At 54.5% G+C, this 25,004-nt stretch carries 24 protein-coding genes; 21 read left to right on the forward strand and 3 right to left on the reverse strand.

The features are described from left to right. Positions 1-10: 10 nt before the first annotated feature. From atpA to ACZ46I_RS05745, 6 genes are all read left to right on the forward strand, one after another. The gene (gene atpA, locus ACZ46I_RS05720; protein WP_226508043.1) at positions 11-1,519 is read left to right on the forward strand and encodes a F0F1 ATP synthase subunit alpha; all 1,509 of its coding nucleotides are present in this window, start codon (positions 11-13) and stop codon (positions 1,517-1,519) included. An 11-nt stretch (positions 1,520-1,530) separates the two neighbouring features. Then, positions 1,531-2,406: an ATP synthase F1 subunit gamma gene (gene atpG / locus ACZ46I_RS05725; protein WP_013506844.1), complete on the forward strand. Its 876-nt coding sequence runs from the start codon at positions 1,531-1,533 to the stop codon at positions 2,404-2,406. An 18-nt stretch (positions 2,407-2,424) separates the two neighbouring features. Continuing rightward, positions 2,425-3,831: a F0F1 ATP synthase subunit beta gene (gene atpD / locus ACZ46I_RS05730; protein WP_156788071.1), complete on the forward strand. Its 1,407-nt coding sequence runs from the start codon at positions 2,425-2,427 to the stop codon at positions 3,829-3,831. Between the two features lie 10 nt (positions 3,832-3,841). Further along, positions 3,842-4,258, forward strand: a complete 417-nt coding sequence (locus tag ACZ46I_RS05735; protein WP_013506846.1) for a F0F1 ATP synthase subunit epsilon — start codon at positions 3,842-3,844, stop codon at positions 4,256-4,258. Positions 4,259-4,373: 115 nt separating this feature from the next. Next, positions 4,374-5,096 carry a DNA/RNA nuclease SfsA gene (sfsA, locus tag ACZ46I_RS05740; RefSeq protein WP_464281842.1) on the forward strand — a complete coding sequence of 241 codons (723 nt, stop codon included), beginning with the start codon at positions 4,374-4,376 and terminating at the stop codon, positions 5,094-5,096. Beyond that, on the forward strand, positions 5,077-6,018 hold the full coding sequence (locus tag ACZ46I_RS05745) for an RluA family pseudouridine synthase (RefSeq protein WP_464281728.1): 942 nt from the start codon (positions 5,077-5,079) through the stop codon (positions 6,016-6,018). The genes sfsA and ACZ46I_RS05745 overlap by 20 nt, the downstream gene beginning before the upstream one ends. A 24-nt stretch (positions 6,019-6,042) precedes the next feature. Here the strand turns inward: ACZ46I_RS05745 and ACZ46I_RS05750 are convergent, their stop codons facing one another. Together ACZ46I_RS05750 and ACZ46I_RS05755 are read right to left on the reverse strand one after the other, a co-directional pair. Further along, entirely contained in the window at positions 6,043-7,455 is a 1,413-nt protein-coding gene (locus ACZ46I_RS05750; RefSeq protein ID WP_464281729.1) for a M99 family carboxypeptidase catalytic domain-containing protein, read from the reverse strand. Between the two features lie 81 nt (positions 7,456-7,536). After that, on the reverse strand, positions 7,537-9,333 hold the full coding sequence (locus tag ACZ46I_RS05755; RefSeq protein ID WP_464281730.1) for a methyl-accepting chemotaxis protein: 1,797 nt from the start codon (positions 9,331-9,333) through the stop codon (positions 7,537-7,539). 84 nt (positions 9,334-9,417) lie between these two features. Between ACZ46I_RS05755 and ACZ46I_RS05760 the strand changes: the two genes are divergently transcribed. The 3 genes from ACZ46I_RS05760 to ACZ46I_RS05770 all read left to right on the forward strand — a co-directional run bounded on the left by ACZ46I_RS05760 (position 9,418) and on the right by ACZ46I_RS05770 (position 11,379). Continuing rightward, a complete protein-coding gene (locus tag ACZ46I_RS05760; protein ID WP_013506851.1) occupies positions 9,418-9,894 on the forward strand; it encodes a tRNA (cytidine(34)-2'-O)-methyltransferase in 477 nt (158 codons plus the stop codon). A gap of 47 nt (positions 9,895-9,941) precedes the next feature. Further along, a complete protein-coding gene (locus ACZ46I_RS05765; protein WP_464281731.1) occupies positions 9,942-10,754 on the forward strand; it encodes a hypothetical protein in 813 nt (270 codons plus the stop codon). A 157-nt stretch (positions 10,755-10,911) separates the two neighbouring features. After that, entirely contained in the window at positions 10,912-11,379 is a 468-nt protein-coding gene (locus ACZ46I_RS05770; protein ID WP_464281732.1) for a hypothetical protein, read from the forward strand. A gap of 55 nt (positions 11,380-11,434) precedes the next feature. Here the strand turns inward: ACZ46I_RS05770 and ACZ46I_RS05775 are convergent, their stop codons facing one another. Then, positions 11,435-12,073 (reverse strand): carbonic anhydrase, encoded by a 639-nt coding sequence (locus tag ACZ46I_RS05775; RefSeq protein ID WP_013506853.1) that lies wholly within the window; start codon positions 12,071-12,073, stop codon positions 11,435-11,437. Positions 12,074-12,906: 833 nt separating this feature from the next. On the opposite strand from ACZ46I_RS05775, the gene ACZ46I_RS05780 reads away from it, so the two are divergent. The 12 genes from ACZ46I_RS05780 to ftsZ all read left to right on the forward strand — a co-directional run bounded on the left by ACZ46I_RS05780 (position 12,907) and on the right by ftsZ (position 25,003). Beyond that, entirely contained in the window at positions 12,907-13,200 is a 294-nt protein-coding gene (locus ACZ46I_RS05780; protein ID WP_464281733.1) for a DUF4212 domain-containing protein, read from the forward strand. A gap of 10 nt (positions 13,201-13,210) precedes the next feature. After that, positions 13,211-14,926: a sodium:solute symporter family protein gene (locus tag ACZ46I_RS05785; protein WP_464281734.1), complete on the forward strand. Its 1,716-nt coding sequence runs from the start codon at positions 13,211-13,213 to the stop codon at positions 14,924-14,926. A gap of 133 nt (positions 14,927-15,059) precedes the next feature. Then, positions 15,060-15,371 carry a hypothetical protein gene (locus tag ACZ46I_RS05790; protein ID WP_013506856.1) on the forward strand — a complete coding sequence of 104 codons (312 nt, stop codon included), beginning with the start codon at positions 15,060-15,062 and terminating at the stop codon, positions 15,369-15,371. 4 nt (positions 15,372-15,375) lie between these two features. After that, on the forward strand, positions 15,376-15,612 hold the full coding sequence (locus ACZ46I_RS05795; RefSeq protein WP_013506857.1) for a hypothetical protein: 237 nt from the start codon (positions 15,376-15,378) through the stop codon (positions 15,610-15,612). A 485-nt stretch (positions 15,613-16,097) separates the two neighbouring features. After that, a complete protein-coding gene (locus ACZ46I_RS05800) occupies positions 16,098-16,385 on the forward strand; it encodes a DUF485 domain-containing protein (protein ID WP_226508035.1) in 288 nt (95 codons plus the stop codon). Beyond that, positions 16,382-18,340, forward strand: coding sequence for a sodium/solute symporter (locus ACZ46I_RS05805; RefSeq protein ID WP_464281735.1), 1,959 nt, complete (start codon positions 16,382-16,384; stop codon positions 18,338-18,340). The genes ACZ46I_RS05800 and ACZ46I_RS05805 overlap by 4 nt, the downstream gene beginning before the upstream one ends. Positions 18,341-18,482: 142 nt before the next feature. Then, positions 18,483-19,106 (forward strand): hypothetical protein, encoded by a 624-nt coding sequence (locus ACZ46I_RS05810; protein WP_464281736.1) that lies wholly within the window; start codon positions 18,483-18,485, stop codon positions 19,104-19,106. Positions 19,107-19,339: 233 nt separating this feature from the next. Further along, positions 19,340-20,551: a pyridoxal phosphate-dependent aminotransferase gene (locus ACZ46I_RS05815; protein WP_013506861.1), complete on the forward strand. Its 1,212-nt coding sequence runs from the start codon at positions 19,340-19,342 to the stop codon at positions 20,549-20,551. After that, a complete protein-coding gene (locus ACZ46I_RS05820) occupies positions 20,548-21,459 on the forward strand; it encodes a D-alanine--D-alanine ligase family protein (RefSeq protein WP_464281737.1) in 912 nt (303 codons plus the stop codon). Before ACZ46I_RS05815 ends, ACZ46I_RS05820 begins: the two co-directional genes overlap by 4 nt. Further along, the gene (locus ACZ46I_RS05825; RefSeq protein WP_013506863.1) at positions 21,456-22,190 is read left to right on the forward strand and encodes a cell division protein FtsQ/DivIB; all 735 of its coding nucleotides are present in this window, start codon (positions 21,456-21,458) and stop codon (positions 22,188-22,190) included. The genes ACZ46I_RS05820 and ACZ46I_RS05825 overlap by 4 nt, the downstream gene beginning before the upstream one ends. Then, positions 22,190-23,455, forward strand: coding sequence for a cell division protein FtsA (ftsA, locus tag ACZ46I_RS05830; protein WP_464281738.1), 1,266 nt, complete (start codon positions 22,190-22,192; stop codon positions 23,453-23,455). Before ACZ46I_RS05825 ends, ftsA begins: the two co-directional genes overlap by 1 nt. A 168-nt stretch (positions 23,456-23,623) precedes the next feature. Next, positions 23,624-25,003, forward strand: a complete 1,380-nt coding sequence (gene ftsZ / locus ACZ46I_RS05835; RefSeq protein WP_013506865.1) for a cell division protein FtsZ — start codon at positions 23,624-23,626, stop codon at positions 25,001-25,003. Position 25,004: the final 1 nt, after the last annotated feature.

The following is a 25,004-nucleotide window of genomic DNA, read 5'->3' on the forward strand; positions in this document are numbered from 1 at the left end:
GACGTGACTCATGCAGATTAAAGCTGAAGAAATCAGCCGGATAATCAAGGAGCAGATCGCAGGGTTTGAAAAATCCTTCGATGTGCAGGAGACCGGCAAAGTCATTTCGGCAGGTGACGGTGTTGTACGTATCTACGGCCTGGAAAACGCCATGGCCGGTGAGCTGCTGGAATTTCCCGGTGATCTTTACGGATTGGTACTGAACCTTGAAGAAGACAATGTCGGTGCGGTTTTGCTGGGTGAGGCCACTGCCATTAAGGAAGGCGATACGGTCAAGCGTACCGGTCGCATCGCCCAGGTTCCCGTTGGCCCTGAAATGGTTGGCCGCGTTGTCAACGCCATTGGTCAGCCCATTGACGGCAAAGGCCCCATTGACGCCAAGGAATTCGGCTATCTGGAACGCAAGGCGACAGGCGTTATTTCCAGAAAATCAGTTCACGAGCCACTGCAGACCGGTATTAAAGCCATTGACTCCATGATTCCCATCGGACGTGGACAGCGCGAACTGATCATCGGTGACCGCCAGACCGGGAAAACCACGATTGCCATAGACACCATTCTGAACCTCAAGGGCGAGGACGTTTACTGTATCTATGTTGCCATAGGACAGAAGCGCTCCACTGTTGCCCGCGTGGTCAACGTTCTCGAAGCCAACGGCGCCATGGAGTACACCACCGTAGTGGCGGCGACGGCCTCTGAGCCTGCTCCCATGCAGTTCCTGGCTCCTTATGCCGGTTGCACCATCGGTGAATATTTCCGCGACAACGGCAAGCATGCCCTCATCATCTATGATGACCTGAGCAAGCAGGCCGTTGCCTACCGCCAGCTCTCTCTGCTGCTGCGTCGCCCACCAGGACGCGAGGCATATCCCGGGGACGTTTTCTACATCCACTCGCGCCTGCTTGAGCGCGCCGCCAAGCTCAATGATGACCTGGGAGCCGGTTCGCTGACCGCCCTGCCCATTATTGAAACTCAGGCCGGTGACGTTTCCGCCTATATTCCCACCAACGTCATCTCCATTACCGATGGTCAGATCTTCCTGGAGTCCGACCTCTTCTATGCTGGTCAGCGTCCCGCGGTAAACGTGGGTATCTCTGTTTCCCGTGTTGGTGGTGCCGCGCAGATCAAAGCCATGAAGCAGGTTGCCGGTACGCTGAAGCTTGAGCTGGCCCAGTATCGCGAACTGGCGGCTTTCGCCCAGTTTGGCTCCGACCTTGATCCTGCCACCAAAGCCGTTCTCGACAAAGGCGCCCGTCTCTCTGAGCTGCTGAAGCAGCCTGAGTACAGCCCCTTCAAGGTTGAAGAACAGGTGGTCAGCATCTACTGCGGTGTCAAAGGGCACCTCGACGATATCCCCGTCAGCGCCGTTGGCAAGTTTGAAAAGGAATTTATCGCCTACATGAAATCCCAGCAGTCCGACATCCTCAAAGGCATTGTTCAGAAGAAGCAGCTGGACGAAGAACTGGAAGGAAAGCTCAAGGCAGCCATCGCAGAATTCAAGAAAACCTTTAGCGTTTAAGGAATCAGGGCATGTCAGGTTTCAAGGAAATAAAACGCCGAATTAATTCGGTCAAGAGCACCCGGCAGATTACCAAAGCCATGAAAATGGTTTCGGCTGCCAAGCTGCGCAAAGCACAGGATGCCATCACCAATGCCAGACCCTATGCCACGAAGATGCAGGATGTCATCGACAGCCTTTCGTGGAGGGTCTCCAGTGACGCGCATCCCATGCTGCGGCAGGCAGAGTCGGTAAAAAAGATAGCAGTGTACGTGATCACCTCTGATCGCGGACTCTGCGGCAGCTTCAACGGCTCGGTGATACGGACCGCCAAGAATTTTGTGCGCGACAGGCGTGCTGCCGGACAGGAAGTGGATATTTATGCTCTGGGCAAGAAAGCGCGGGATCTGTTTCGCCGTGACCAGGGCTTCCAGAAAGCCTATACGGATATCAGCCAATCCTATCAGTTTGAACTGCTGCGACCCATTATCAACGAACTCAATGAAAAGTTCATTGATGGTGAGTACGACGAGGTGCATGTCATCTTTAACCGCTTTGTCTCCGCGCTTACCCAGCAGCCGATCACCCATCGACTGCTTCCGCTGAGCCCTGCCGATGAGCCGGACAATGTCCCCGTCGAGGAGAGCCAGCGCCTTGACTACACCTATGAACCCCAGGATGAACTGTTACTGGCGCAGCTTTTGCCCAAGCATGTTGAAGTCCAGGTTCACACCATGATGCTTGATTCCGTTGCCAGTGAGCATGCCGCGCGCATGACCGCCATGGACTCTGCAACGAACAATGCGTCGGAAATGATCGACAAACTCACCCTGCTCTACAACCGGGCACGGCAAGCCGCTATCACCACGGAGCTCACGGAGATTATTGCCGGAGCAGAAGCGCTGTAAAACGAGGATAAGGAAGGAATAGGTATGAATACGGGAAAAATTACCCAGGTCATCGGTCCCGTCGTGGACTTTGCCTTTGACGCCGACAAAATACCAGCGGTATACAACGCCCTGGAGATACAGCTTCAGGATCGCAAACTGGTGTTGGAAGTGCAGCAGCACCTTGGAGAGGGCATGGTACGCGCTGTTGCCATGGACTCCACCGACGGACTGGTTCGCGGGATGGACGGCATTGACACCGGCAAGCCCATTGCGGTCCCTGTCGGCAAGGCCACGCTCGGGCGCATTCTCAACGTTATCGGCGAGCCCGTTGACGAAGGTGAGCCAGTGAACGCAGAAGAGTACTGGTCAATCCACCGTGAGGCTCCCTCGTTCGTGGATCAGGACACCCAGTCAACCATGCTGGAAACCGGCATTAAGGTTGTCGATCTGCTCTGCCCCTATGCAAAGGGTGGTAAAATTGGTCTGTTTGGTGGCGCCGGTGTTGGCAAGACTGTTCTCATCATGGAGCTTATTCGCAACATCGCCACCGAGCACGGTGGATACTCTGTTTTTGCCGGCGTCGGTGAACGTACCCGCGAAGGCAATGACCTCTATCATGAAATGAAGGACTCCGGTGTTATTGATAAGGCCGCGCTGGTGTATGGTCAGATGAATGAGCCTCCCGGAGCCCGTATGCGCGTTGCGCTTTCCGGCCTGACCATTGCGGAGAATTTCCGCGAAGATGGCCTTGACGTCCTGCTCTTTGTCGACAACATCTTCCGCTTTACCCAGGCGGGCTCTGAGGTATCAGCTCTGTTGGGCCGTATGCCCTCTGCGGTTGGTTATCAGCCGACACTCTCCACCGAGATGGGGAACCTGCAGGAGCGCATCACGTCCACGAAAACCGGTTCCATTACCTCGGTTCAGGCAGTTTACGTGCCAGCGGATGACCTGACTGACCCCGCGCCTGCCACCACCTTCGCCCACCTTGACGCTACTACGGTTCTGAACCGTTCCATCGCCGAGCTGGGCATCTACCCTGCGGTGGATCCCCTTGACTCCACATCCCGTATTCTTGAGCCCGGAGTCGTGGGTCAGGATCACTACCATGTGGCCCGCGCTGTGCAGAATATTCTGCAGCGCTATAAGGCGCTTCAGGATATTATCGCCATTCTGGGTATGGACGAGCTTTCCGAGGACGACAAACTGATAGTAAACCGTGCCCGTAAGGTTCAGCGCTTCCTGTCACAACCCTTCTTTGTTGCTGAAGTCTTCACCGGCTCGCCAGGAAAGTATGTTCCCGTGAAGGAGACCATTCGCGGCTTCCAGATGATCATTGAAGGGAAACTGGATCACTTGCCGGAGCAGGCCTTCTACATGGTAGGTACCATTGACGAAGCCATAGAAAAAGGCGAGAAAATCCAGGCCAGCGTAAAAAAGTGAGTGTGAACTGATGGCCGAAAAAATTCGACTGGAACTGGTGACACCGACCAAGCAACTCCTCAGTGTTGATGTGGACTCCATTTCCATGGTAGGTACTGAAGGCGACTTCAGCGTCCTGCCCAACCACACTCCCATGCTGACGACTCTGGAAATGGGCGAACTCAGCTATCAGGTGAACGGCGAAACCCACTTTGTCTTTGTGGACTGGGGTTTCTGTGAAGTACTTCCCGATAAGGTCATAATCCTGGCGGAGACCAGCGAGCTTGCCTTTGATATTGATGTGGAAGAGGCGAAGCGACTGCGGGCAGAAGCCCAGGCGATCCTGGATCAGAAGCGTGCGGAAGATGATGTTATCTTCGAGCAGGCCCGCGTCGAGCTGCTCAAGCAGATTGCCCGCTTGGGAGTAGCCTCAAAGATTCGAATGTAGGCTTTTTGCTGAGTTGCCTTGAATCAGATACATCAACCGGGAAGCTTTCGGGCTTCCCGGTTGTTTTTCATTGGATACACTCCATCACTTCGACACCATAACGGAAAGGTCCCGCGTGCTGCTCCCACCCCTTATTTTCGGAACCCTGATTCAACGCTATAAGCGCTTTCTGGCAGATGTCCGTCTGGAAGACGGCACCGTCGTCACGGCACACTGTCCCAACTCCGGCAGCATGCTTGGCTGCGCTGAGCCCGGCAGTGTGGTTGCCCTTTCCCGCAGTGATAATCCCAGGCGCAAGCTGTTATATACCTGGGAGCTGGTGCAGGTTGATGGCAACTGGATCGGCATCAATACCTTCCGCACCAATGGTATCGTGGAAGAGGCGGTCGCAGGCGGGGCTGTCCCGGAACTGCAGGGATATGGACGTCTGCGTCGTGAGGTGCGCTACGGGCACCAGCGCAGCCGCATTGATCTCCTGCTGGAAGATGATCAGCGTGGGAGGTGTTATGTGGAGGTCAAGAGTGTCACCCTGAAACTGGATGGGCGGGCCAGTTTCCCAGACGCCGTGACCACCAGGGGGCAGAAGCATACCGAGGAACTGATGGCCATGGTGGCAGAAGGGCATCGTGCCGTGGTATTTTTTCTCGTGCAGCGAAGTGACGTGGAGTGTTTCACACCAGCCGATACCATTGATCGGCGTTATGGCCAGCTACTGCGTCAGGCGCTGCAGGCAGGTGTCGAGGTCTGCGTCTATGGAACGGAAATTTCCCCCGCTTCCATCGTCGTGGCAGAGGCTCTGGCAGGAGATTGGAGGCAGCATGAAGAGCAGCAGACATGAGTTGACGGTGGACGCCTCCCGGCGCCTGGATCAGTTTCTCGCCGCCACGGAGCTTTTCTCCCGGAGTATGGCTCAAAAACTGGTGGCCCAGGGGCATGTCCAGGTGAACGGCACGGTGATCGAAAAAGCCTCTTACAGCCTGCAGCCGGGAGATCTGGTGTGCGTGCAGCAGCCAGCACCTGTGGACCATGCCACTGTGGTGGGCCAGGAAATTCCCCTGAATATCTGGTATGAGGACGAGTCCCTGCTTGTCGTCAACAAGCCTGCTGGCATGGTCGTGCATCCGGCTGCCGGCAACTATGATGGCACCCTGGTAAATGCGCTGGTGCACTATCTTGGGGATGGATTGCCCGCAATCGGTGGAGTGCTTCGCCCGGGTATTGTTCACCGTCTTGACAAGGACACCAGCGGACTGATGCTCGTGGCCAAAACAGAAGTGGCCCATCAGCGGCTGGTCAGCATGTTTGCCGCCAAGGAGATCGATCGGTGCTATCTGGCACTGTGCCATGGATCGCTGGATGATTCCGGGGTTATTGAAGGCAATATCGGGCGCGATCCGAAGGATCGCAAGCGCATGGCCATTGTTGAGGCGGACAAGGGCAAGACGGCTCGCACCCACTACCGCCTGCTGGAAAAATTCTTCTGTCATCAGCAGTGGGTTTCCCTGATCGAGTGTCGCCTTGATACCGGTCGCACACACCAGATACGCGTGCACCTGCGCTCCGTGCAACGCCCTTTGCTGGGAGACCAGGTGTATGGGGTAAAAAAGGAGCCGGGCTATGTGAGTATGCGACGCCAGGCGCTCCACTCGGCCTCCCTGTGTTTTCAGCATCCGATCAGCGGTGAAGTGGTGGAGCTGCAGTGTCCGTTGCCGGAGGACATGCGTGACCAGGTCGAGAGCCTGCGCAGGCGAAGCAGCTGATGGTGCAGGCATCCTGTGAATCAGCTATTTTCCGTACATGTCATCGACGGTGAAGTAGATTTCGCCGGTTGAGCGAAAGGTGCGATCCGCAAAGCTGTGGACGCGATACTGCAGGCCCCGGCGGTCCACGGAATAGCGCCAGTCAAGTTCTTCCGGATGCAGGGCGTAGCCCCTGTCATCGGGGGTTTTTCCTTCCAGACCCGGGGGGACGTAGCCGGCTACATTGACCATGGTTTCCTCTCCCCGATCGGTGAATCCCCTCAGAATCTTGAATCGCTCATGGACATGCACCACTTGTCCCTGGCGCAGCAAATGAATTTCCCCATCGACCAGCGCTTCAAAAAATTCCGTTGGCTCATCGGCCAGACGGACCTCAATGATGCCGCGGTCTTCATTATTGCGACGGATCACGATTTTTGTCTCTTCCGCGACGGAAAAGCTTCTCAGGCTGTCATCATAGAATCCGGTGCCGTAAATATCGGGATACCAGCCGATGGGGCTGCTGGCATTGATTTCCTGCACGGCAATGCTGTCGCCGGGCCGAACGTGGATGCGCCCGCTGGGTGGCATGGTGCGCGCAGCGCCGTTGATGGCGATGGTGACGCTGTGCAGGTGGTCCGTGTGTGCCAGGAAGGTGCCGATATCGGCATAGGTGTTCCACGGGCGGTGGTACTCAATGCCCACGGCAGCCGCGAAACCCTCGATGGCATTGATGTGGTAGAAGACTTTCTGATTGATGTCCGGCAGGAGTTTGGAAGCTTCCATGCAGAATGCGGGCACACCCAGCTGGGTCAGGGTAAAAAATGTCAGACTGGTGCGCTGTTCGGCATGAATGGTCTGCGGACTGGCGGTATTGTGGTTATTGACGCGAAACTGGTGGTCCTCATGGAGGATCTGCCCGTTGAGGGTCTGGATGATCTCTTCGGCGATACACTGAAGGCAGACTGTGCCGTGCCTGGTTTCGTGGTAGATATCCGTGTCGATGATAATGGACTGTCCATAGCGCCGGGGATTGCGCACATTATCAATATACTCAGGGTGGTAGAATCCTCCGCCGTCGTGAAGGCTGAGAATATAGTCGTACTGGGGGATTATGGAAATCAGTTCCCGCACGGTGCGCTGCTCCGGGATTCGGGGGGAGATATCATGCTCAAAGAGCCGGTTCATGTCAGCGTAGACCCCGCGGCGGTTCAGAATAATGGCGCGTTTGTTCATGCGGGGGATGACATGGATCTCCCCTTTGCCAACCACCCCTTCGAGGGCGTAGTCCGCTGCCAGGTAGCCGCCGGGCTCATCACCGTGGATGCCGCCGATAACCAGCACCTTGGGCCCTGGCTGCCATTTGGAGGCCTTGGGGACTTCGTGAATATCGAAAGCGAAGTCATGGTTCGCCAAAGTGATGGGCGGAGAAAGGAGCAGCGTGAGGAAAAAGAACACGCAGGCACCCCCCCGCGCAATGAGCGGGGGGCACAAACGTGCGGATGGGGAAGGAGTGGCGCCTTTGGGAGTGCTCAAAGCCTACTCTTTCAGACGTAAGCTCTTGGGCGCAAGGGCCACTTTGTCATGAGCCTGGAATTTGAAGTCATTGACGGTACTGTTCATCTGCCGAGCCAGGGCCGAAAGCTCTTCAATGGCTCTGGCAGCGTCTTCCGATCCACGGGCAGTTTCATCGGCGACATTTTTGATGTTTTCGATGCTGCGGGCTATTTCGCCCGTGGTAGCTGACTGCTCTTCGCTGGCGGTGGCAACCTGCTGGAACTGGTCATTGAGGGAGTTGACCACGACCACGATGCTTTCCAGAGCCTGGGAGGCCTGTCCGGCCAGGCTATTGGCAAGTTCGACCCGCTCCTGTGTGTGCATCATGGTGTCATTGGTCTTGACCGCGTCACCCTGAATTCCCTTGATCTTGGTGGCAATTTCCTTGGTGGCATTCTGAGTGCGCTCTGCCAGCTTGCGGACCTCGTCGGCCACGACGGCAAAGCCGCGCCCATGCTCGCCGGCACGGGCCGCCTCGATGGCGGCGTTCAGAGCCAGCAGGTTTGTCTGGTCGCTGACTTCATCGATAACCTGAATGATTTCACCGATTTCCCGGGCGCTTTGATTCAGGCGCTGAACCATGTCATTGAGCTCTCCGGTGGCCTGCTGCACCGAACTTATTTCATGCATGGCTTTGGAAACTACCGAGCGACCCTCAATGGCAGTGTTGTTGGCGTCCGAAGCTTTTTCAGCACTTTGTGAGATCAGCCTGGAAATTTCCACTACGGTTGAGCTCATTTCCTCAGCGGCGCTAGCGACCTGGGCTACGGCATCGGCCTGCTCGTTGGCCCCCTCGCTCATGGCGGCTGTGGTCTCGCTGAGCTGAGTGCTGTGGCTTGCTACCTGAATGCTTGATTTATTAAGTTTTTCAAAAGAGAGGCTCAGGTCATCGAAGGTTTTATTGATTGATGTCACCAGTGTGCTGATTTCGTCATTGGAGCTGCTTTCAGGCACGCGCTGGGAGAAATCGCCCTGGGCAGCATCGCCCAGTACATCCACCACCACATTGATTTTCCGGGTGATCAGCCTCTCAAGCAGTTTCATCATGAAAAGGGTTACGGCGATCAGCATCACGACAGCAATGCCGATGACCTGCAGGGTCGTGCGGGTTACGGCTGCCTGGATAGGGGCGAGGTCAGCGATGACTTCATAGGCTCCGTGAATCTGTCCGACTCTCCAGCCTTCCATGGGAAAACCCAGCGGGTCTATACCGTCGCCGGAAATACTGTCAGCGCGGGTTCCATGGCAGACCATGCAGTTCTGGTCGAGTACGATTGGCTTCATGTAATAGAGGGCATTTTCCTGGCGATTCACCCGGTACAGTTCATTGAGGCGCTTTTCCGTTGCTTCACGTAACATGCCGGCTTCGAAGTCTGTGGGGGTGTTTTCCGGGTTTCGTGGCTGGAACTTTGGGACGCGGAAGGTGTAGTTGGAAAACTCCGCGTTTTCCAAGGCAACTCTCCAGCCAGCGATAATGGGAATAGTATAGTAGGCACCGGTTTTGCGCAGCTCCTGCAGGCGCTGCTGCTGCGGAAGCTGGCGCAGGCGCTGGAAGTCACTGTTGATGGCGTGCTCATCCAGAACACCCATTTGCCGCAGGTTTGCTACGTAGGTGCGCGCGTTCTCGGCCTGGGTTGTGATGGCGCGGGCCTTTTCCACCAGCATGTCCTGGGCGATGCTGTCTATCTCAGTTTTCGCAACGAAAATGAATATAACAGACATGAAAATAAAAGCGATGGCAATGGCGAGTTGGACTTTTGCGCTGATGGATTGTAGCATTGTGCCTCCTGTGGGCGCTGATAGAGTAAAACAGTTGCGCTTTCCATAGTAGATGTTTTTGAGCCACTTATACAAGAGTAATCTATGTTGAACGTTGTATTGTTTGAGCCTCGTATACCTCAAAATACCGGAAATATCGGCCGCCTGTGTGTTCTCACCGGCTGTCGGCTGCACCTGATAGAGCCCCTGGGTTTTTCCCTGGACGCCAGGCACCTGCGTCGCGCAGGGCTGGATTACTGGGAGCACCTGCCCCTGCGCGTTCATGGGACGCTTGCGGAATTCCTTGAGTATGTGAACTTCCAGAAAGGTACACTGTGTGGCATTACCACGAAGGCGCGCAGACCATACACGCAGATTCCTGTCGATGGTGGCCCGCTCTTCGTCATTTTCGGTCGCGAAGATACCGGGATGACTGAGGCGCTGCACGGGGCCTGCGGCGAAAAACGCTACCGGTTGCCGATGCGGGAATGCTCCAGTTGCCGCAGCATGAATCTGTCCAGTAGTGTTGCTGTGGTGGTTTATGATATATTGCGAAGGCAGGGTTTTTCTGAACTTTTGTAGCGGCAAGTTTCATTTTAGGCTCTTTGTCCATGTAAAGGGGATAATGCATGCAGGATCAGCAGGAACTGTTGGGAGAAGAAGAGACCAGTGGCAGCGGTTCTTCTGAACTTTGTGAAACCACTGTCGGCAGCTGGTTTGATCTTTTCTGGCATGACAATCGCCAGAGGCAGGAGTTTCTCTACTACTGTGGCGTTGTCCTGCTGCTGATTCTTGCCGTTGGAGTGCTGGGGGGAATGTACCTGCACCTGGACGATGGTCATAGCGCTGGCAGCCGCTCGCTGGTCGTGCTGGTTCTCTCTTTTGCCGCAGGTGGCGCACTTGCCATTGGTTTGCTGTATGGAGCACTGCTTGTCGGCTTTATGAAGAGGTGGAAACGGGATATGCTGAGCCGACTTTTTGATGTGCGTTCGGCCGCTGAGCTTGCCGGAACGGGGCCCGTTGGGGTGCGTCTGTTCAGTGGACTGCAGAACCCCATGGCCAGCGCGGCTTTCCTCTGGTCGACGGTGGGAAATACCCCCTTTGAAGAGTTTGTCGAGCGCTGGGTTGTTTATATCGAGGAAGATATGCTGGGAAAGATGCCCTGTATTCGCGGCAATCCCCAAGCGGTCATCAGCGTGAACGCCTATCCGGAAAAATATCAGAAGGTGCTCTTTGCCGATGGCCTTGTGCGTATGGATGGTTCCCAGACAGCGCTTTTCGGTGTGGTGCCTTTTCTTTCTGAAGGACTGGTGGCAGCAGACTACCAGGATTCCAAGGAGCTGCTCCTTTCCATGCCGGCAGAAATCGCAGAAATGCAGAAGCGCATAGGGGGGGGGAGAGGGGGCGCCCAGGCGCGAACTTCGCTATCCATCAGAGCTTGAGCTTCTGATACCCGAAGACACACTGGATGTTCTGACGGTATTTGATATTGATCTGGCCAAGTGGCACTTCGATGTCTTCAGTCGCCAGTACAGCCTGGAGCAGTTCACGGAAAGCCCCCGGGAGTTCCGCGTGAAGGTGCTGGAGTACTTTGGGACAGTGCCGACATTTCAACGCATTCGTGCCGGTATGCACGATCTCGAATCCAGTCTTGCCAGCTCCTATGGTAAGGCCTTTGGCTTGCTGCTGGATGAATTCGGCTATCGGCATAAGCGCAAGACCTATGAGCAGTTTGTTCGTCAGTGTACGCGCCTGTTTCGCCTGTTCATGATGATGGAGCACCAGATTCGGGAGTTGACCGTTCGCGATCGGGTGAGCATTGCCCTGTTGCGCAATCATCTGCGTGAAATGCCCTGGGAGATGGCGGTGCTGATGGTGGGCCCGCCCCGGGCGATCATCGCCCAGCTGAATATTGCCGGTATTCGACCTGACAGACCCTATATTTTTTTCCTGAAAGAGGCAGGGGTTGATGATCTTGGTGAGTCGCCCTATCGGCGAACCATTGAGTCAACACTCGAAGAGTCTGGTTATAAAAGCTTTGAGCTGTGTTTTATGCCACTGCCGTGAGTGTGAGATCCGCAAAAAAGACGCCCATGAGGCGTCTTTTTTGCGTTGAAGGGTATTATGGGGTGAAGGTGTCGGTTACCAGCTCAAACTCCATGGATTCCTTGTTGTAGCTGAAAACTTCACCGGTTTCGATAATATAATACCAGCCGAGAATACTCAGCTTCCCTTCCTGATAACGCTCCTTGATATAGGGGTAGGAGAGCAGATTTTTCATCTGCTGCACTACGTTCATCTGCTCCGTCATCCATTCGCGCTTTTGCGCATCGGCATCGGGGTACTCTCGCAGAATTTTTTCCTTCACTCCGTGCGATATTTCCAGCCATTTCTTGACATGGGGTACGGCGTTCAGTGTCTCCTCGGGGGCGAAAAGGGCGTTGCAGCCGCCACAATTGGAGTGTCCGCAGACGACGATATTTTCAACATTGAGCGCTTTTACCGCGTATTCAATGGCCGAAAGCGTGGCGACATAGTCGTTGGTATCGCGATATGGCGGCACGATATTGGCCACATTGCGTATGACGAAAAGCTCTCCAGGCAGTGTCTGAGTGATGAGATTCGGTACGACCCGTGAGTCTGAACAACCGATAAAAAGGGTGTGAGGGCTTTGGGACTGGCCAAGTTCTTTGAAAAGATCCTTGTGACTCTGGTAGTCGCTTTCGCGGAAGCGGACTATCCCCTGGTAGAGGCGTTCCATGCAGTGTGCTCCTTTATTAATGGTGAACTTTATCTTGTCATGTTTTCGAGATGATCAGCGTGGGGATATTCTGAGTTTGAATCTTGAGAAAAATCGCACAAACAACGTTCTGTTGTCAAGAAAATGTAACAGAGTAGCGGTAAAATGTTTTCTTTGCGCTAAATCGTTGTTAGGGAAAATGTTAGCCAAACAACACTGCGCTTTGTAACTCCATATTCGGTATTGCGTTGTCTTGCGGGGCCCGGCGCCAACAACCAATGTTCTATGAATTGTATACAGTGTACAATCTTTATAAACAAAAGGTTTACGAAAAAAGTCGCTTGACATGTGAACGGGTTGGCACTATAAGCAGGAACGAGGATAGAACGTCATATCATTTTGGCGACAATGATCGGAAAACCTGGAGGTGCCTGTCGAGGCGGTTACCAGGGAAGGGGATCTCGCTCTATTGGTAGCAGATGTTCTTTCATAAGGGAGTGGGATATCGTTAACGGTGTTTTATTTGTGTCGCCAGGATGTCAGTGGCGCGTCAATGTGACACCTTGGAACAAATCGCAGGGGGTGCAGAAGGGAAAGCAGCTCAAGATCGTTCTGGGGATAGTGCCGGACCGGCGGGGTCCCTGCAGAAATAACGCTACTGTTTAGGGAGGTGACATCATGGCCAAGACCTCAGGCCACCCTATAGGTTTTGCCACTGCTCCTTGACGCGGCGAGTCCGTGAAGGGTTATTGTGGACAGGGAGCGTATCTCTGGGAAATTTCGAGGTGCATCGCATCTCCATTGAGGTTTGAAAAGGTCGTTGAACGCTTTTTTAAGAAAAGGAAGGTGGGAATATGAGTGAAAAAGACACTGAATTGACCCCGCAAAATTACTGGAAAGAAAATGTACGCTTGCTGTCCATACTTCTGGTGATCTGGTTCGTGGTCTCTTATGGATTCGGTATTCTGCTGGTGGATGTGCTTGACAACATCCGTTTCTTCGGTTTCAAGCTGGGCTTCTGGTTTGCTCAGCAGGGATCGATTTATGTCTTCCTGGTGCTGATTATCGTCTATGTGCGTGGCATGGCCAAGCTGGACGAGAAGTACAATGTCGGTGAAGACAAGCCTGTAAAAGCAGCGAAGAAATAAGGGGGGACGTATGGATTTACAACTTATGATATACCTCTTTGTCGGGGGTACCTTCGCGATTTATATCGGTATTGCCATCTGGGCAAAGGCCGGTTCGACAAAGGATTTCTATGTGGCTGGTGGCGGTGTTCCGCCTGTGATGAACGGCATGGCGACTGCGGCTGACTGGATGTCGGCGGCGTCCTTTATCTCCATGGCGGGCCTGATTGCCTTCCTGGGGTATGACGGCTCCATGTACCTGATGGGCTGGACGGGCGGTTACGTTCTGCTGGCGCTGCTGCTGGCTCCTTACCTGCGCAAGTTCGGGAAGTTTACAGTTCCCGATTTCGTTGGTGATCGCTACTACTCCGACACGGCTCGTATCGTGGCGGCTATTTGTACCATCTTTATTTCCTTTACCTATGTTGCCGGCCAGATGCGCGGTGTTGGTATCGTCTTCTCCCGCTTCCTGCAGGTGGACGTGAACAGCGGCGTTGTCATTGGTATGGTTATCGTCTTTATCTATGCTGTTCTTGGTGGCATGAAGGGTATTACCTACACCCAGGTTGCCCAGTATGTGGTGCTGATCACCGCCTATCTGGTGCCTGCAATCTTCCTTTCCATCATGACGACGGGCCACTTCTTCCCCCAGACGGGTATGGGTGCCACCGTTCTTGACCCTGTCACTGGTGCTGACACTGGAGTCTACCTGCTGGATCGACTGGATGGCATGCTGACGGAGCTGGGCTTTGCGGCCTACACCGATGGCACCAAGTCCACCCTTGATCTGTTCTTTATTACCGTAGCCCTGATGGCTGGTACAGCAGGGCTGCCCCACGTTATCGTGCGTTTCTTCACGGTTCCCCGTGTACATGACGCTCGTATATCTGCAGGCTGGGCCCTGTTCTTCATCGCCCTGCTCTACACGACTGCCCCTGCGGTAGGTGTGTTTGCCCGTACCAACATCATTGAAACGGTGCATGGTCAGGATTACGCTGAGATGCCCCAGTGGTTTAAAACCTGGGAGGGAACCGGTCTGATTCGAGTGCAGAACCAGACGCCCAATGCCGAAGGGAAGATCATTCTCGATATGTCCCGTGGCGCGACGGAAAACATTGTCCAGGTTGACCGCGACATCATGGTTCTGGCGAACCCTGAAATGAGTCAGCTGCCCAACTGGGTAATTGCTCTGGTTGCAGCTGGTGGTATGGCGGCAGCCCTCTCCACGGCGGCTGGTCTGCTCCTGGTTATTTCGACATCCATTGCCCACGATGTTCTGGGTAAGGTGGTGATGAAAGGCAAGATGTCCGACAAGGGTGAGCTTCTGGCGGCCCGGATAGTAGCGGCGGTGGCCATCTGTGTCGCAGGTCTGCTGGGCATCTATCCGCCGGGCTTTGTGGCCCAGGTGGTGGCCTTCGCCTTCGGACTTGCCTGCGCCTCCTTCTTCCCGGTTATTATCATGGGCGTATTCTCCAAGCGCATGAATAAGGAAGGCGCCATTGCCGGCATGACTGTGGGTCTGAGCTTTACCTTCGTGTATATCGTCTACACCCGCTTTATTAACACCGATCCCTCCATCTGGTGGTTCGGTATCTCTCCCGAGGGTATCGGTACCCTGGGTATGATCTTTAACTTTATCGCGGCCTACGTGGTATCCAGGATGACATCGCCTCCTCCGGCGCATATCCAGGATCTTATCGAGGACATCCGCGTTCCCAAAGGCGCTGGAGCGGCAACTCACCACTGAGTCCTGCTTCTGTGCGGCCCCCGGTTCTCCGGGGGCTTTTTTTATTTACCGTGCGAGCAAGAAGACGTATGGTATTGGCTTCAGCGTATGACTCTTTGGTCGCGCACTTTCAATAAAACGAACATGGTGAGTCATGAATTTTTTGAAGAATCTCTATCGATCGGGCAAGCTTCCCCGCTGGCTCATTTTTCTTTCCATTATCATGTTCATTGTCGTGTATCTTTCCTTTCGCGAAACTACGCAGGCCAAGTTTTATAACGGGTGTCTGCAGGGGGATTCCCGTCCGACGCCTGCACAGTGTCAGTGTCTGACGGACTACGTTTTCGAGCACCTTGATGGTATTCAGGTAATTGCGATCATGGAGCCCAAGCGCATCCGGAAGCAGGATGACATGGAGCGGATTCAGCAGGTGCTCAGAGCCGGAACCGAAGCGTGCGGGTGGTGATCTGATGGTGGCTGTTATTCTTTCCGCCCTGCAGTACATTTTCCTTGTTTTTGGCCTGCTGCTGGTGCTGGCGTCGTTCTTCCTGTATCTTCGCCGCACAGGCGACGTGAAGGGTGTTATCATGTTCTGGTCTCCCCGCATGGTGATGCTGAAGCAGGAGTTTGTCATTAACCGTGTTGGCTTCGGGCTGATGTTTGCGGGTGTGGTTCTTCGTATCCTCTATTTTTCCTTTTATCTTTAGCGGGCTGCTGGAGAGGGGAAGGTCTTTTTTGCTGAGATTGTCATGAATTGTGGTGCCGCACGCGTTTTCGCGTGCGGCTCTTTTTTTTTGGGTTGGTGTGGCGTGGTCGGATGGGGCGTGTGATGGTGGTGCTTGTCGGTGTTCCTAGCCTATCTTTTTTTCTTACAATGAGATATTGAGATTGTACCATATTTTGAGCCATGCAAATGTTAATTGCTACAGCGATGCGTGTTTACAATTGCGCTTTCTTGACTGTGCAACAATGCGCGCTGACTTTTCAGGCCGTTATCTGAGGCTGAAAACTTGATAATGTATAACGACGTTTGTCTGGTTACGATTTTTCAGTTGACAGGCTATGTGTTGTGTGGCAGCATCGGGCCGTTTTGGCTTTCCGGAAACAGATTAGCTGTTGCACGAGCTCTTTCCCGAAAGCCAAACGGGGTTTGCCGACATCGGCAAGCCAATTCAGAGACAAGGAGAGTGTGATGGGACACGGACCGGCGGTCAAGCTTGGCAAGGATAATGCCTCGCCGTACAAAGCAAAGCTCGGAATTAAGATGTTTTGGGTGTATGCCCTTCTGTACCTTGGTTTTGTGGTGATTAACCTGAACTGGCCCTCATTGATGGCGGCCCATGTGCTTGGTATGAATTTTGCGCTGGCCTATGGCCTCGGGCTGATTGTCATCGCCATGGTGATGGCAATGATCTATAACTACTTCTGCACCAAGGCAGAGCGTGAGATGAACAAGGACGAGAAGGCGGTGGTACGATGATTTACGCGCAGTCAAGCCTCGCGATCGTTCTCTTCTGCCTGTTCGTTGCCCTGGTACTGGGGCTGACCTTCTATCTTGCCCGCAAGACGACTTCGGCTGCCGGCTACTACGCGGCAGGCGGTGGTGTTCACTGGTTCACCAACGGGGTCGCCTTTGCCGGTGACTACCTTTCCGCAGCATCTTTCCTGGGGATTGCCGGTATGATTGCCACGGTTGGCTTTGATGGCTGGATGTACTCCCTGGGGTATCTCGGTGGATGGATTGTGGCTCTTTTCCTGGTGGCAGAACCCCTGAAGCGCCTTGGGAAATTTACCTTTACCGATGCCCTTGATTCAAAATTCAACTCAAAGGCCATTCAGCTGATGGCGGGTATCAGTACTCTGGTGGTATCTGTTTTCTACCTGATTCCGCAGATGGTCGGTGCTGGTACGCTGGTAACACCTCTGCTGGGCCTTCCCCACGCGGCTGGTGTCGTGATTGTTGGTGTTATTGTTACGATTATCGTTGTCTCGGCGGGAATGGCCTCCACCACGATGGTGCAGTTCCTGAAGGGTGCGCTCTTGATCATCTTCTCAACGGTTCTGGTTGTTGGACTGCTGGTTCGCGGTCTCTCCACAGAGCCCGATCATGGTGGAACCCGCGAATTCTACAACTTCCAGCAGATGGAAGCAGCGCTGGCTGCCGATGGTTCACTGGTTCTCCCCGCCAACAGTGGCTATGAGGTGGTGGATGGCTGGAAGCAGTCAGTCTATGCCCAGAAAGGCTACGCGCGTCTGAAGTCCCAGCGTGATGGCTACGAGACGATCTGGCGTATCGAGGAAACTGCTGCTGGAATCGTGCTGAATGAAGCCATGTATCGCGAAACCCTTGCCGATGGCACTCGTCTGTATAACGGTGCCCCTGCTGAAGAGGGTCGCTTTGTCCCCGTAGGCCAGGCCAAAGAGATCATGATTGATGGCGAAGTCGTCATGCAGACTGGCCCCATCGGTCCATTGGCTTTCCTGACGGCACTGCGCGACAGTACCATTGTCCTGTGGGGCACTGAGCATATGCGTGATGGCGACAATATTATCGTAGTCTACTACCAGAAGCCGACTCCCGGCAACGAGGTGCTGCGTCCCGGTATCCTGCTGCAGGTGGAAAATGCCACCCTGATCCAGCAGCTGAACTTCATCTCCCTGATGCTGGCGCTGTTCTGCGGTACGGCGGCCCTGCCCCATATCCTGATCCGTTACTACACGGTTCCCAGCCAGGCAGATGCCCGCAAGTCCACCATCGTGGCGATTGGTCTCATCGGTTTCTTCTACATCCTGACCCTCTACCTTGGACTGGGCGCCATGACCAGTGGTGTGGTAAACATCATGGACAGCAATATGGCGGCGCCGTTACTGTCCCTCTCCTTCGGGGTGGTGCTCTTTGCGATCATCTCGTCCATCGCCTTCGCGACGGTACTGGGTACTGTGGCCGGACTGATCGTTGCCTCCTCGGGTGCCTTGGCCCACGATCTGCTTGATAACTTCTTTGGTGTCAAATTTACCGATCAGGGAAAGGTGCGGGCCGGAAAGATTGCCGCAGTTACCGTTGGTATCTTTGCGATCTACCTTGGTATCCTGTTTGAGGGCATGAACGTGAGCTTCCTGGTGGGCTGGGCCTTTGCCATCGCGGCTTCTGCCAACCTGCCGGCCATTGTCATGCTGCTCTTCTGGAAGAAGACCACGGCGTATGGGATTGCGGCATCGGTGGGAACGGGTATTGTTTCCGCTCTCGGCCTCATCCTGCTGTCGCCTGACATGTATACCCGCTATGGCTTGTTGCCCCAGGACGCTCCCATGGTTCTGAACAACCCGGGTATCATCTCCATCCCCCTGAGCTTCCTGGCTCTGGTGGTGGTGTCACTGATGACCCAGAAGCATAATGAGGGTCTTGCCACTGAAGGTGAGGGCGCGACCAGCTGATCTGCTGAAATAAAAAATACTTTCGGGAAGCATGCGGCAGACTCTGCCGCATGCTTTTTCATTACCGGCAGGGCATATTGGCGCTTGTCAATTTGCAGGACTTGCAGTAGGTTAGCGACGAATTTTTAAAAGAGGAAGGCCCATGAGACGATTTCGTTTTACGGTTTTGGCAATATGTATGCTGTTGCTCTACCTTGCCTGGGGTGACATGCAGATTACCCTGCGCAATGGAGCTCCGGAGACAGTGAGCGCGCGTGATGTCTATCTGGACGGTTATCCCCGTGAATGGCTTGAGCTGAAGGGGGGCTATCTGGATCTGGAGAGGGCTATATCCACTTCGGGAACGGTTGAACTCGATGCCCTGGTGTTACCGCTTATGCCCGATCGTCGCTACGACGGAGAGATCCGTATTCTGGTGGAGACCCGCGATGAGGAGCTGCTGCACCACTTTGCCCAGTATCACTTCCGCTCCCCAACCCAGGAGCAGAAGCGACGTTATCTTGAAGAGCATCTGGACGCCTTTCATCCCCAGCGCGATATCATCGGACTGGTGGCAACGGGCAGTGCGTCGCAGCGCAACCGCGGGAAAATCCTTGACATTGCGGCCAGTGCCGGGTTGGATATCCATCCTGAAGTGATCTATGTGAGCGAGGGGAACACGCCACCGCGGTATCGTGGGTGGTTCTATCTGATAGTCGGTGTCCTGGGCATCGCGCGGGTATTGACAACCTGGAATGCCAGGCCGGAGGCGCAACGCTCAGCCTGAGCAAGGGATACTGGCTGTCCGCGTCGCATCTGCGATGAAGCCGGTGGCCGTGCTCTTCGTCTGCAGACACAGGTGCCGGGAGCCGCTCTGTGGAGAGTGGGCTTTTCGGTGCGTGGTTCGGTATTATCCGGCGCTTATCCGTAAAACATCTGGGGTAAATGGCAGTATTTTCCTTTGACAGTGCCTGTGAAACGCTATACTGTAAGAAAATTTTTTTATGGGGTGCTCTTTGTATGCCATACCTGAAGTCTCAGCATCTTTGTGATGTCAATTACGAAATACGGGGCAAAATAGCCCAAAAGTCCGCTGAATTACTGCGATCGGGCCACAATATTATTGAGCTCAATATCGGAAATCCAGCACAGTTCGGGTTTCGTGTGCCTGAAGCCATTAACCAGGCGATAACGCAGAATATTATCCAGGCAGAAGCCTACACGGACTCCAAGGGGATTTTTCCTGCGCGCCAGGCGGTGGTCAATGAAGTACAGCTGCAGGGTATCGCCGATGTGAAAATTGAGCATGTGTTTCTGGGCAATGGGGTCAGTGAGCTGATTCTCCTGGCGATGGAAGCTCTGTTGAATCCTGGGGACGAAGTGCTGATTCCCTCACCGGATTATCCGTTGTGGACAGCTGCTGTGCGCCTTTCTGGCGGCAAGGCGGTTCACTACAACTGTATTGAAGAGAAGGGCTGGATTCCCGACCTTGCGGATATGGAAGCCAAGATAACCTCGCGTACCAAGGCGATTGTCGTCATCAATCCCAATAATCCCACGGGCGCTGTCTATGACCGCGAGACGCTGACGGAAATTGTGGATCTTGCCCGCACCCATAACCTGATCCTCTACAGTGACGAGATTTACAATAAGATTACCTACGACGGGATTGAGCACATTCCCATGGCTTCCCTTTCCACTGATGTTCTGACCGTTACTTTCGGGGGCCTCAGTAAGGTCTACCGCGCAGCGGGCTACCGGGTGGGATGGCTCTACTTCAGTGGCCCGGTGCGGGAAGCTGAAGACTATATTGACGGCATAACATTGCTTGCCAGCATGCGGCTGTGTTCCAACGCCCTTGGGCAGTGGGGCGTGCAGGCGGCACTTGGTGGCATTCAGTCCATCTTCTCCCTGACGGCGCCCGGCGGTCGTCTGTACAATCAGCGCAATGCGGTGTACGAGCGACTCAACGCCATTGACGGTGTGCATTGCGCCAAACCTCTGGGTGCTCTCTATGCCTTTCCTTCATTTGACCTCAGGCGTTTCCGTTTCAAGAATGACGAAGACTTTGTCTACCGCTTTCTCAGTGAACAGCAGGTGCTTCTCGTTCAAGGGAAGGGCTTTAACTACTTCAGTGAGTGTCACTTCCGGGTGGTCTTCCTGCCGCAGGTTGACCTGATCAACGACGCTATGGATCGCCTCGAAGAGTTCCTGCGGGAAAACCAGGCATGATGAAGACCGTAGGTCTGCTGATGGGCGGCACTTCCCGGGAGCGGGAAGTGTCCGTGCAGAGTGGTACCTTTGTCGGCAAGGCTCTTGAGGAGCTTGGCTACGCTGTGCGCATTCTGGATCCGCAGGAGCCTCGGTGGCAGGAGAAGCTGATTGGTGTGGATATGGTGTACAACACCCTCCACGGCCCGGTGGGCGAAGATGGTACTGTGCAGGGATACCTGCAGATGTGTGGAATTCCCTATACGGGAACGGGTGTCCTGGGCAGTGCGGTGTCCATGGATAAGATAGCCGCCAAGCGCATAGCGCTTGCCTGCGGTATTCCCACCCCTGCCTATCTGGTAGTGACTGCAGATATGGCCCATGGGGCCGTGGATATGCTGGCAAAATCCAGCTTCAGTTTTCCCCTGGTGGTGAAGGTTCCCCGGGAAGGTTCCAGTATCGGTGTCTTCATCGTGCATGATGCTGGGGAATTTCAGCGGGCCTTGCAGGAATGTCTCCAGCTTGATAGCCAGGTGATGGTGGAGGAGTATATTCAGGGGTACGAGCTGACCAGTGGTTTTCTTGATGACCTGGCCCTTCCCCTGGTGGGCATTGTTGCGGGCAACGCCTTTTACGACTATGCTGCCAAGTACACCAAGGGTATGACTGTCTATGATGTCCCCGGCAAGGTTGAGCCATCAGCGGCCTCTCGCGTAGTGGACTACAGCCGCCGACTCTGCCGTGCCCTTGGCTTGCGTGGGGCCTTCCGCGTTGACTACATGCTCAAAGATGGTGTCCCCTATTTCCTGGAAGTCAATACAAACCCTGGAATGACGCAGACCAGTCTCATTCCCAAAGCGGCCGGAGCGGCCGGCATGAGTTTTGCGGACGTGGTTGCAAAGGTTCTGGAAGGTGTCGCAAAGTCTTGAGTGTAAAAAACAACAGCCGTCGACTGCCCGTGGCCGCCACTGTCGCCGTATTTCTCGCTGGTCTGAGCGTCTACTGGTATTACCTTGCCTCTCCCCTTTTTCCCTTGCGTGCTGTCGTGAAGGAAAATCACTATTACGCCCGCGAGGAAAAGATAACAGCACTGTTTACAAATTACCTGGGAAAGGATATCCTTGCCCTGGACATTCAGTCGGTAGCACAGGAGCTTGCAGGATTGCCATGGGTAAAAAGTGTGGCCGTCTTTCGCAAGCTCAATGGTGTTGTCCAAGTGGTTCTTTCAGAGTACCAGCCTGGGTACATACTGAAAACTCCTCAGGCAAAACGTTTCTACATCTCCGCTGACGGTTATGTCATGGAGGAGGTACACGGGGCCATGGATCGCAAGCTTGAGTACCATGGCATTCATCTGCCTGAGATTTTTACCGCTGAGTCAGGTGTTGCCCCTGGCGACTTTATATGGCAGACGCCACTGCTGTACTCGCTGGCGCAAAGTGTGCCGGAGGACTTCCTGCTGGATTTTTCCATCCGCCTCGAAAGCGGGGGGATTGTCCTGGTCAAGGGCAACATGGAAGTGTTCCTGGGCGAAGACAAATATCCGCGGAAAGCTGACGCGCTGGCAAGTGTGCTGGGTCAGCCATTTTCGTTTTATCTTGACTACAGGGTCCATATAGATGACAACGCTGTGTATATCAGGGAGAGCTTGGGGAACTAATGTCAAAAGAAAGCGCTGAACAGAAAAACATTATCGTCGGACTCGATATCGGTACCACGAAAGTCTGTGTGGTTGTCGGTCAGGTCAAAAGTGATGGTTCCATCAATGTCATCGGTATCGGCAAGGCTGAGTCGCGGGGCATCCGCAAAGGAATAGTGGTCAATATCGACCAGACCGTGGATGCCATACGCAAGGCCGTCAACGAAGCGCAGCTCATGGCAGGTGTTCCCATCCGTGACGTGTATGTCAGTATTGCCGGCGCCCATACCAAGGGCCAGAATTCCCGCGGTGTTATCGCCATAAAAAACAAGGAAGTCAGCCTCGAAGATATCGACCGCGTGATCGAGTCTGCCCGGGCCGTGGATATATCACTGGATCGTCAGATAGTACATGTGCTTCCCCAGGAATACGTTGTCGATGGTCAGGACTCCATCAAGGACCCCCTGGGCATGAGTGGTGTGCGCCTGGAGATAGAGGTACATATTGTTACCGCCTCTAAAACCTCTGTCGAAAATATAGTCAAGAGCTGCAACCGCGCCGGACTGAATATCTCTTCGCTGGTGCTGAGCCAGCTGGCCACCTCCCACGCCGTTCTCGCCCATGATGAACGGGATCTCGGGGTCGCCGTAGTTGATATCGGCGGCGGAACCACGGACGTGGCCATCGTCATTGAAGGCAGCCCCTGGCACACCTGCAGCATCCCGTTCGGTGGTGTCAACATCACCAATGATATCGCTATTGCCCTTAAGACTCCCTTCAAGGAAGCGGAGAGGATCAAGCTCGACTACGGCAGCGCCCAGGTGCGTCCCCAGGATGAGAACAGCATTGTGGAAGTTCCGGGTGTTGGTGGACGTGATCCCAAGCGGCTCTCCCGCTATGTGCTGAGCCAGATTATCAACCCGCGCGTGGTGGAAATCATGGGCTGGGTGCGCAAGGAACTCGTGAGCGCAGGCCTTGAGGAGCGTATAACCAGTGGTATTGTCCTGACCGGCGGGACCAGCCAGATGGAAGGTATTGGCACCGAGACGGCCAAGGTCTTTGGAACCGAGGTGCGTAAGGGAATTCCCAGCAGAATTGGTGGCCTGGTGGACATAGCCAGTGCGCCGGAGTATTCAACTGCTGTTGGGCTCGTGCTTTATGCTGCTTCGGAAAATCCGTTTCTCTTCCAGGCCGGCGTCGAAATCCACCCGGATGGGCCCCAGGGCTCAGGATCCATGAAAAAAGTTGCACAGAAAGTTCAAAAACTGTTTGGAGAATTCTTTTAAAAATATGCTATATAAAGAAAAGCCATTACGTGACCGGTCAATTCCCACGACCATTTCCGGTCGCTGGTACCGGAAATCATGAACGGTATCATGGTCGCGTTCGTGGCATCAGTAGCCGAGTGTGCTATTGTTGGGACCAGCTCAACGCTATGCGAGGGGGACTAACGTATGTTGGAATTTGAAGAAGATTATATACCCGGTGCGACCATTAAGGTCGTTGGTGTCGGCGGAGCTGGCGGAAATGCTGTCAACAGCATGATCGACGCCTCCCTGGAGGGCGTTGAGTTCATCACCGCCAACACGGATCAGCGCGCCCTTGACATATCCAAAGCACCGGTGAAACTTCAGATAGGATCGAAGCTCACCCGCGGCCTTGGTGCAGGAGCAAATCCCGATGTGGGACGTAAAGCGGCTGAAGAAGACGTGGAACGACTGCGTGAAGCTTTGAGTGGTGCGGATATGGTCTTCGTGACCCTGGGCCTTGGCGGGGGAACCGGTACCGGCGCTTCGCCGGTTATCGCCAAAATCGCCAAGGAAATGGGCGCCCTGACCATTGCGGTGGCCACCATGCCTTTTGCCTTTGAAGGACGTCGCCGTATCCAGGTGGCCCAGAAGGGGTACCTCGAACTGCGGGAGTTCGTCGACAGCATCATCACCATTCCCAATCAAAGCCTTTTTGAAATCTGCGACAAAAGCACCAAACTCACGGAAGCCTACCTCCTGGCGGATGATGTTCTGAAACAGGCCGTTCAGGGCATATCCGACGCCATCAACGTCACCGGTATCGTCAACATCGACTTTGCCGATGTACGCACGGTCATGTCCAACTCTGGCCTGGCTTTGATGGGTACCGGCGAGGCTGAGGGCGAGAATCGGGCTGTCGAGGCTGCCCGCAAGGCCATCACCAGCCCCCTGCTCAAAGACTTCGATATCTCTGGAGCCAAAAATATCCTTCTGAATATCACCGGCGGCATGGAAACCACCCTCCATGAAATCGAAGCTGTCACCAAAGTGGTTTCAGAGGCCGCCAAAGGGGAAGCGGAAATTATCTACGGGAACGTCATTAACCCGGACATGCAGAATCGCATGAAGGTTACTGTTATCGCTACCAGCTTCCGCAATGACAAGTCCCAGGTGGCCGGAATCCCTTCGGAGGCCCAGCGTAAAGGTACTACAACAGGCATGGAAAGCGGCTTGCGCAAGGCACCCGAGTCCGTGTCATCATCCCATGAGGGGGTTGCCAGTGCTGCTCAGGTGCGCGCGCCAGAGAGCTCCAGAGGCTCTTCCCATGCGGCTATGGCGGCGCTGGAGCGCGAGCTGAAAAGCGATGATGAGGATATGATCATTGAGGAGATACCGGCAAAAAGTGCAGGAACCGGGCCGGCGGCCCCAGCAGCACGCAGTGCCGTGAACCCTGAGTTTATTTCCATCAAGAAGATTCGCGAAAACCAGAGCGCCGATGTGCAGAAGATCCATCAGATTCTCGGCGGCAATGACGAGACCGATTACTTTGATATTCCGGCGTTTTTGCGCAATCAGGCTGATTAAA

This window comes from Desulfurispirillum alkaliphilum (genome assembly GCF_055378285.1).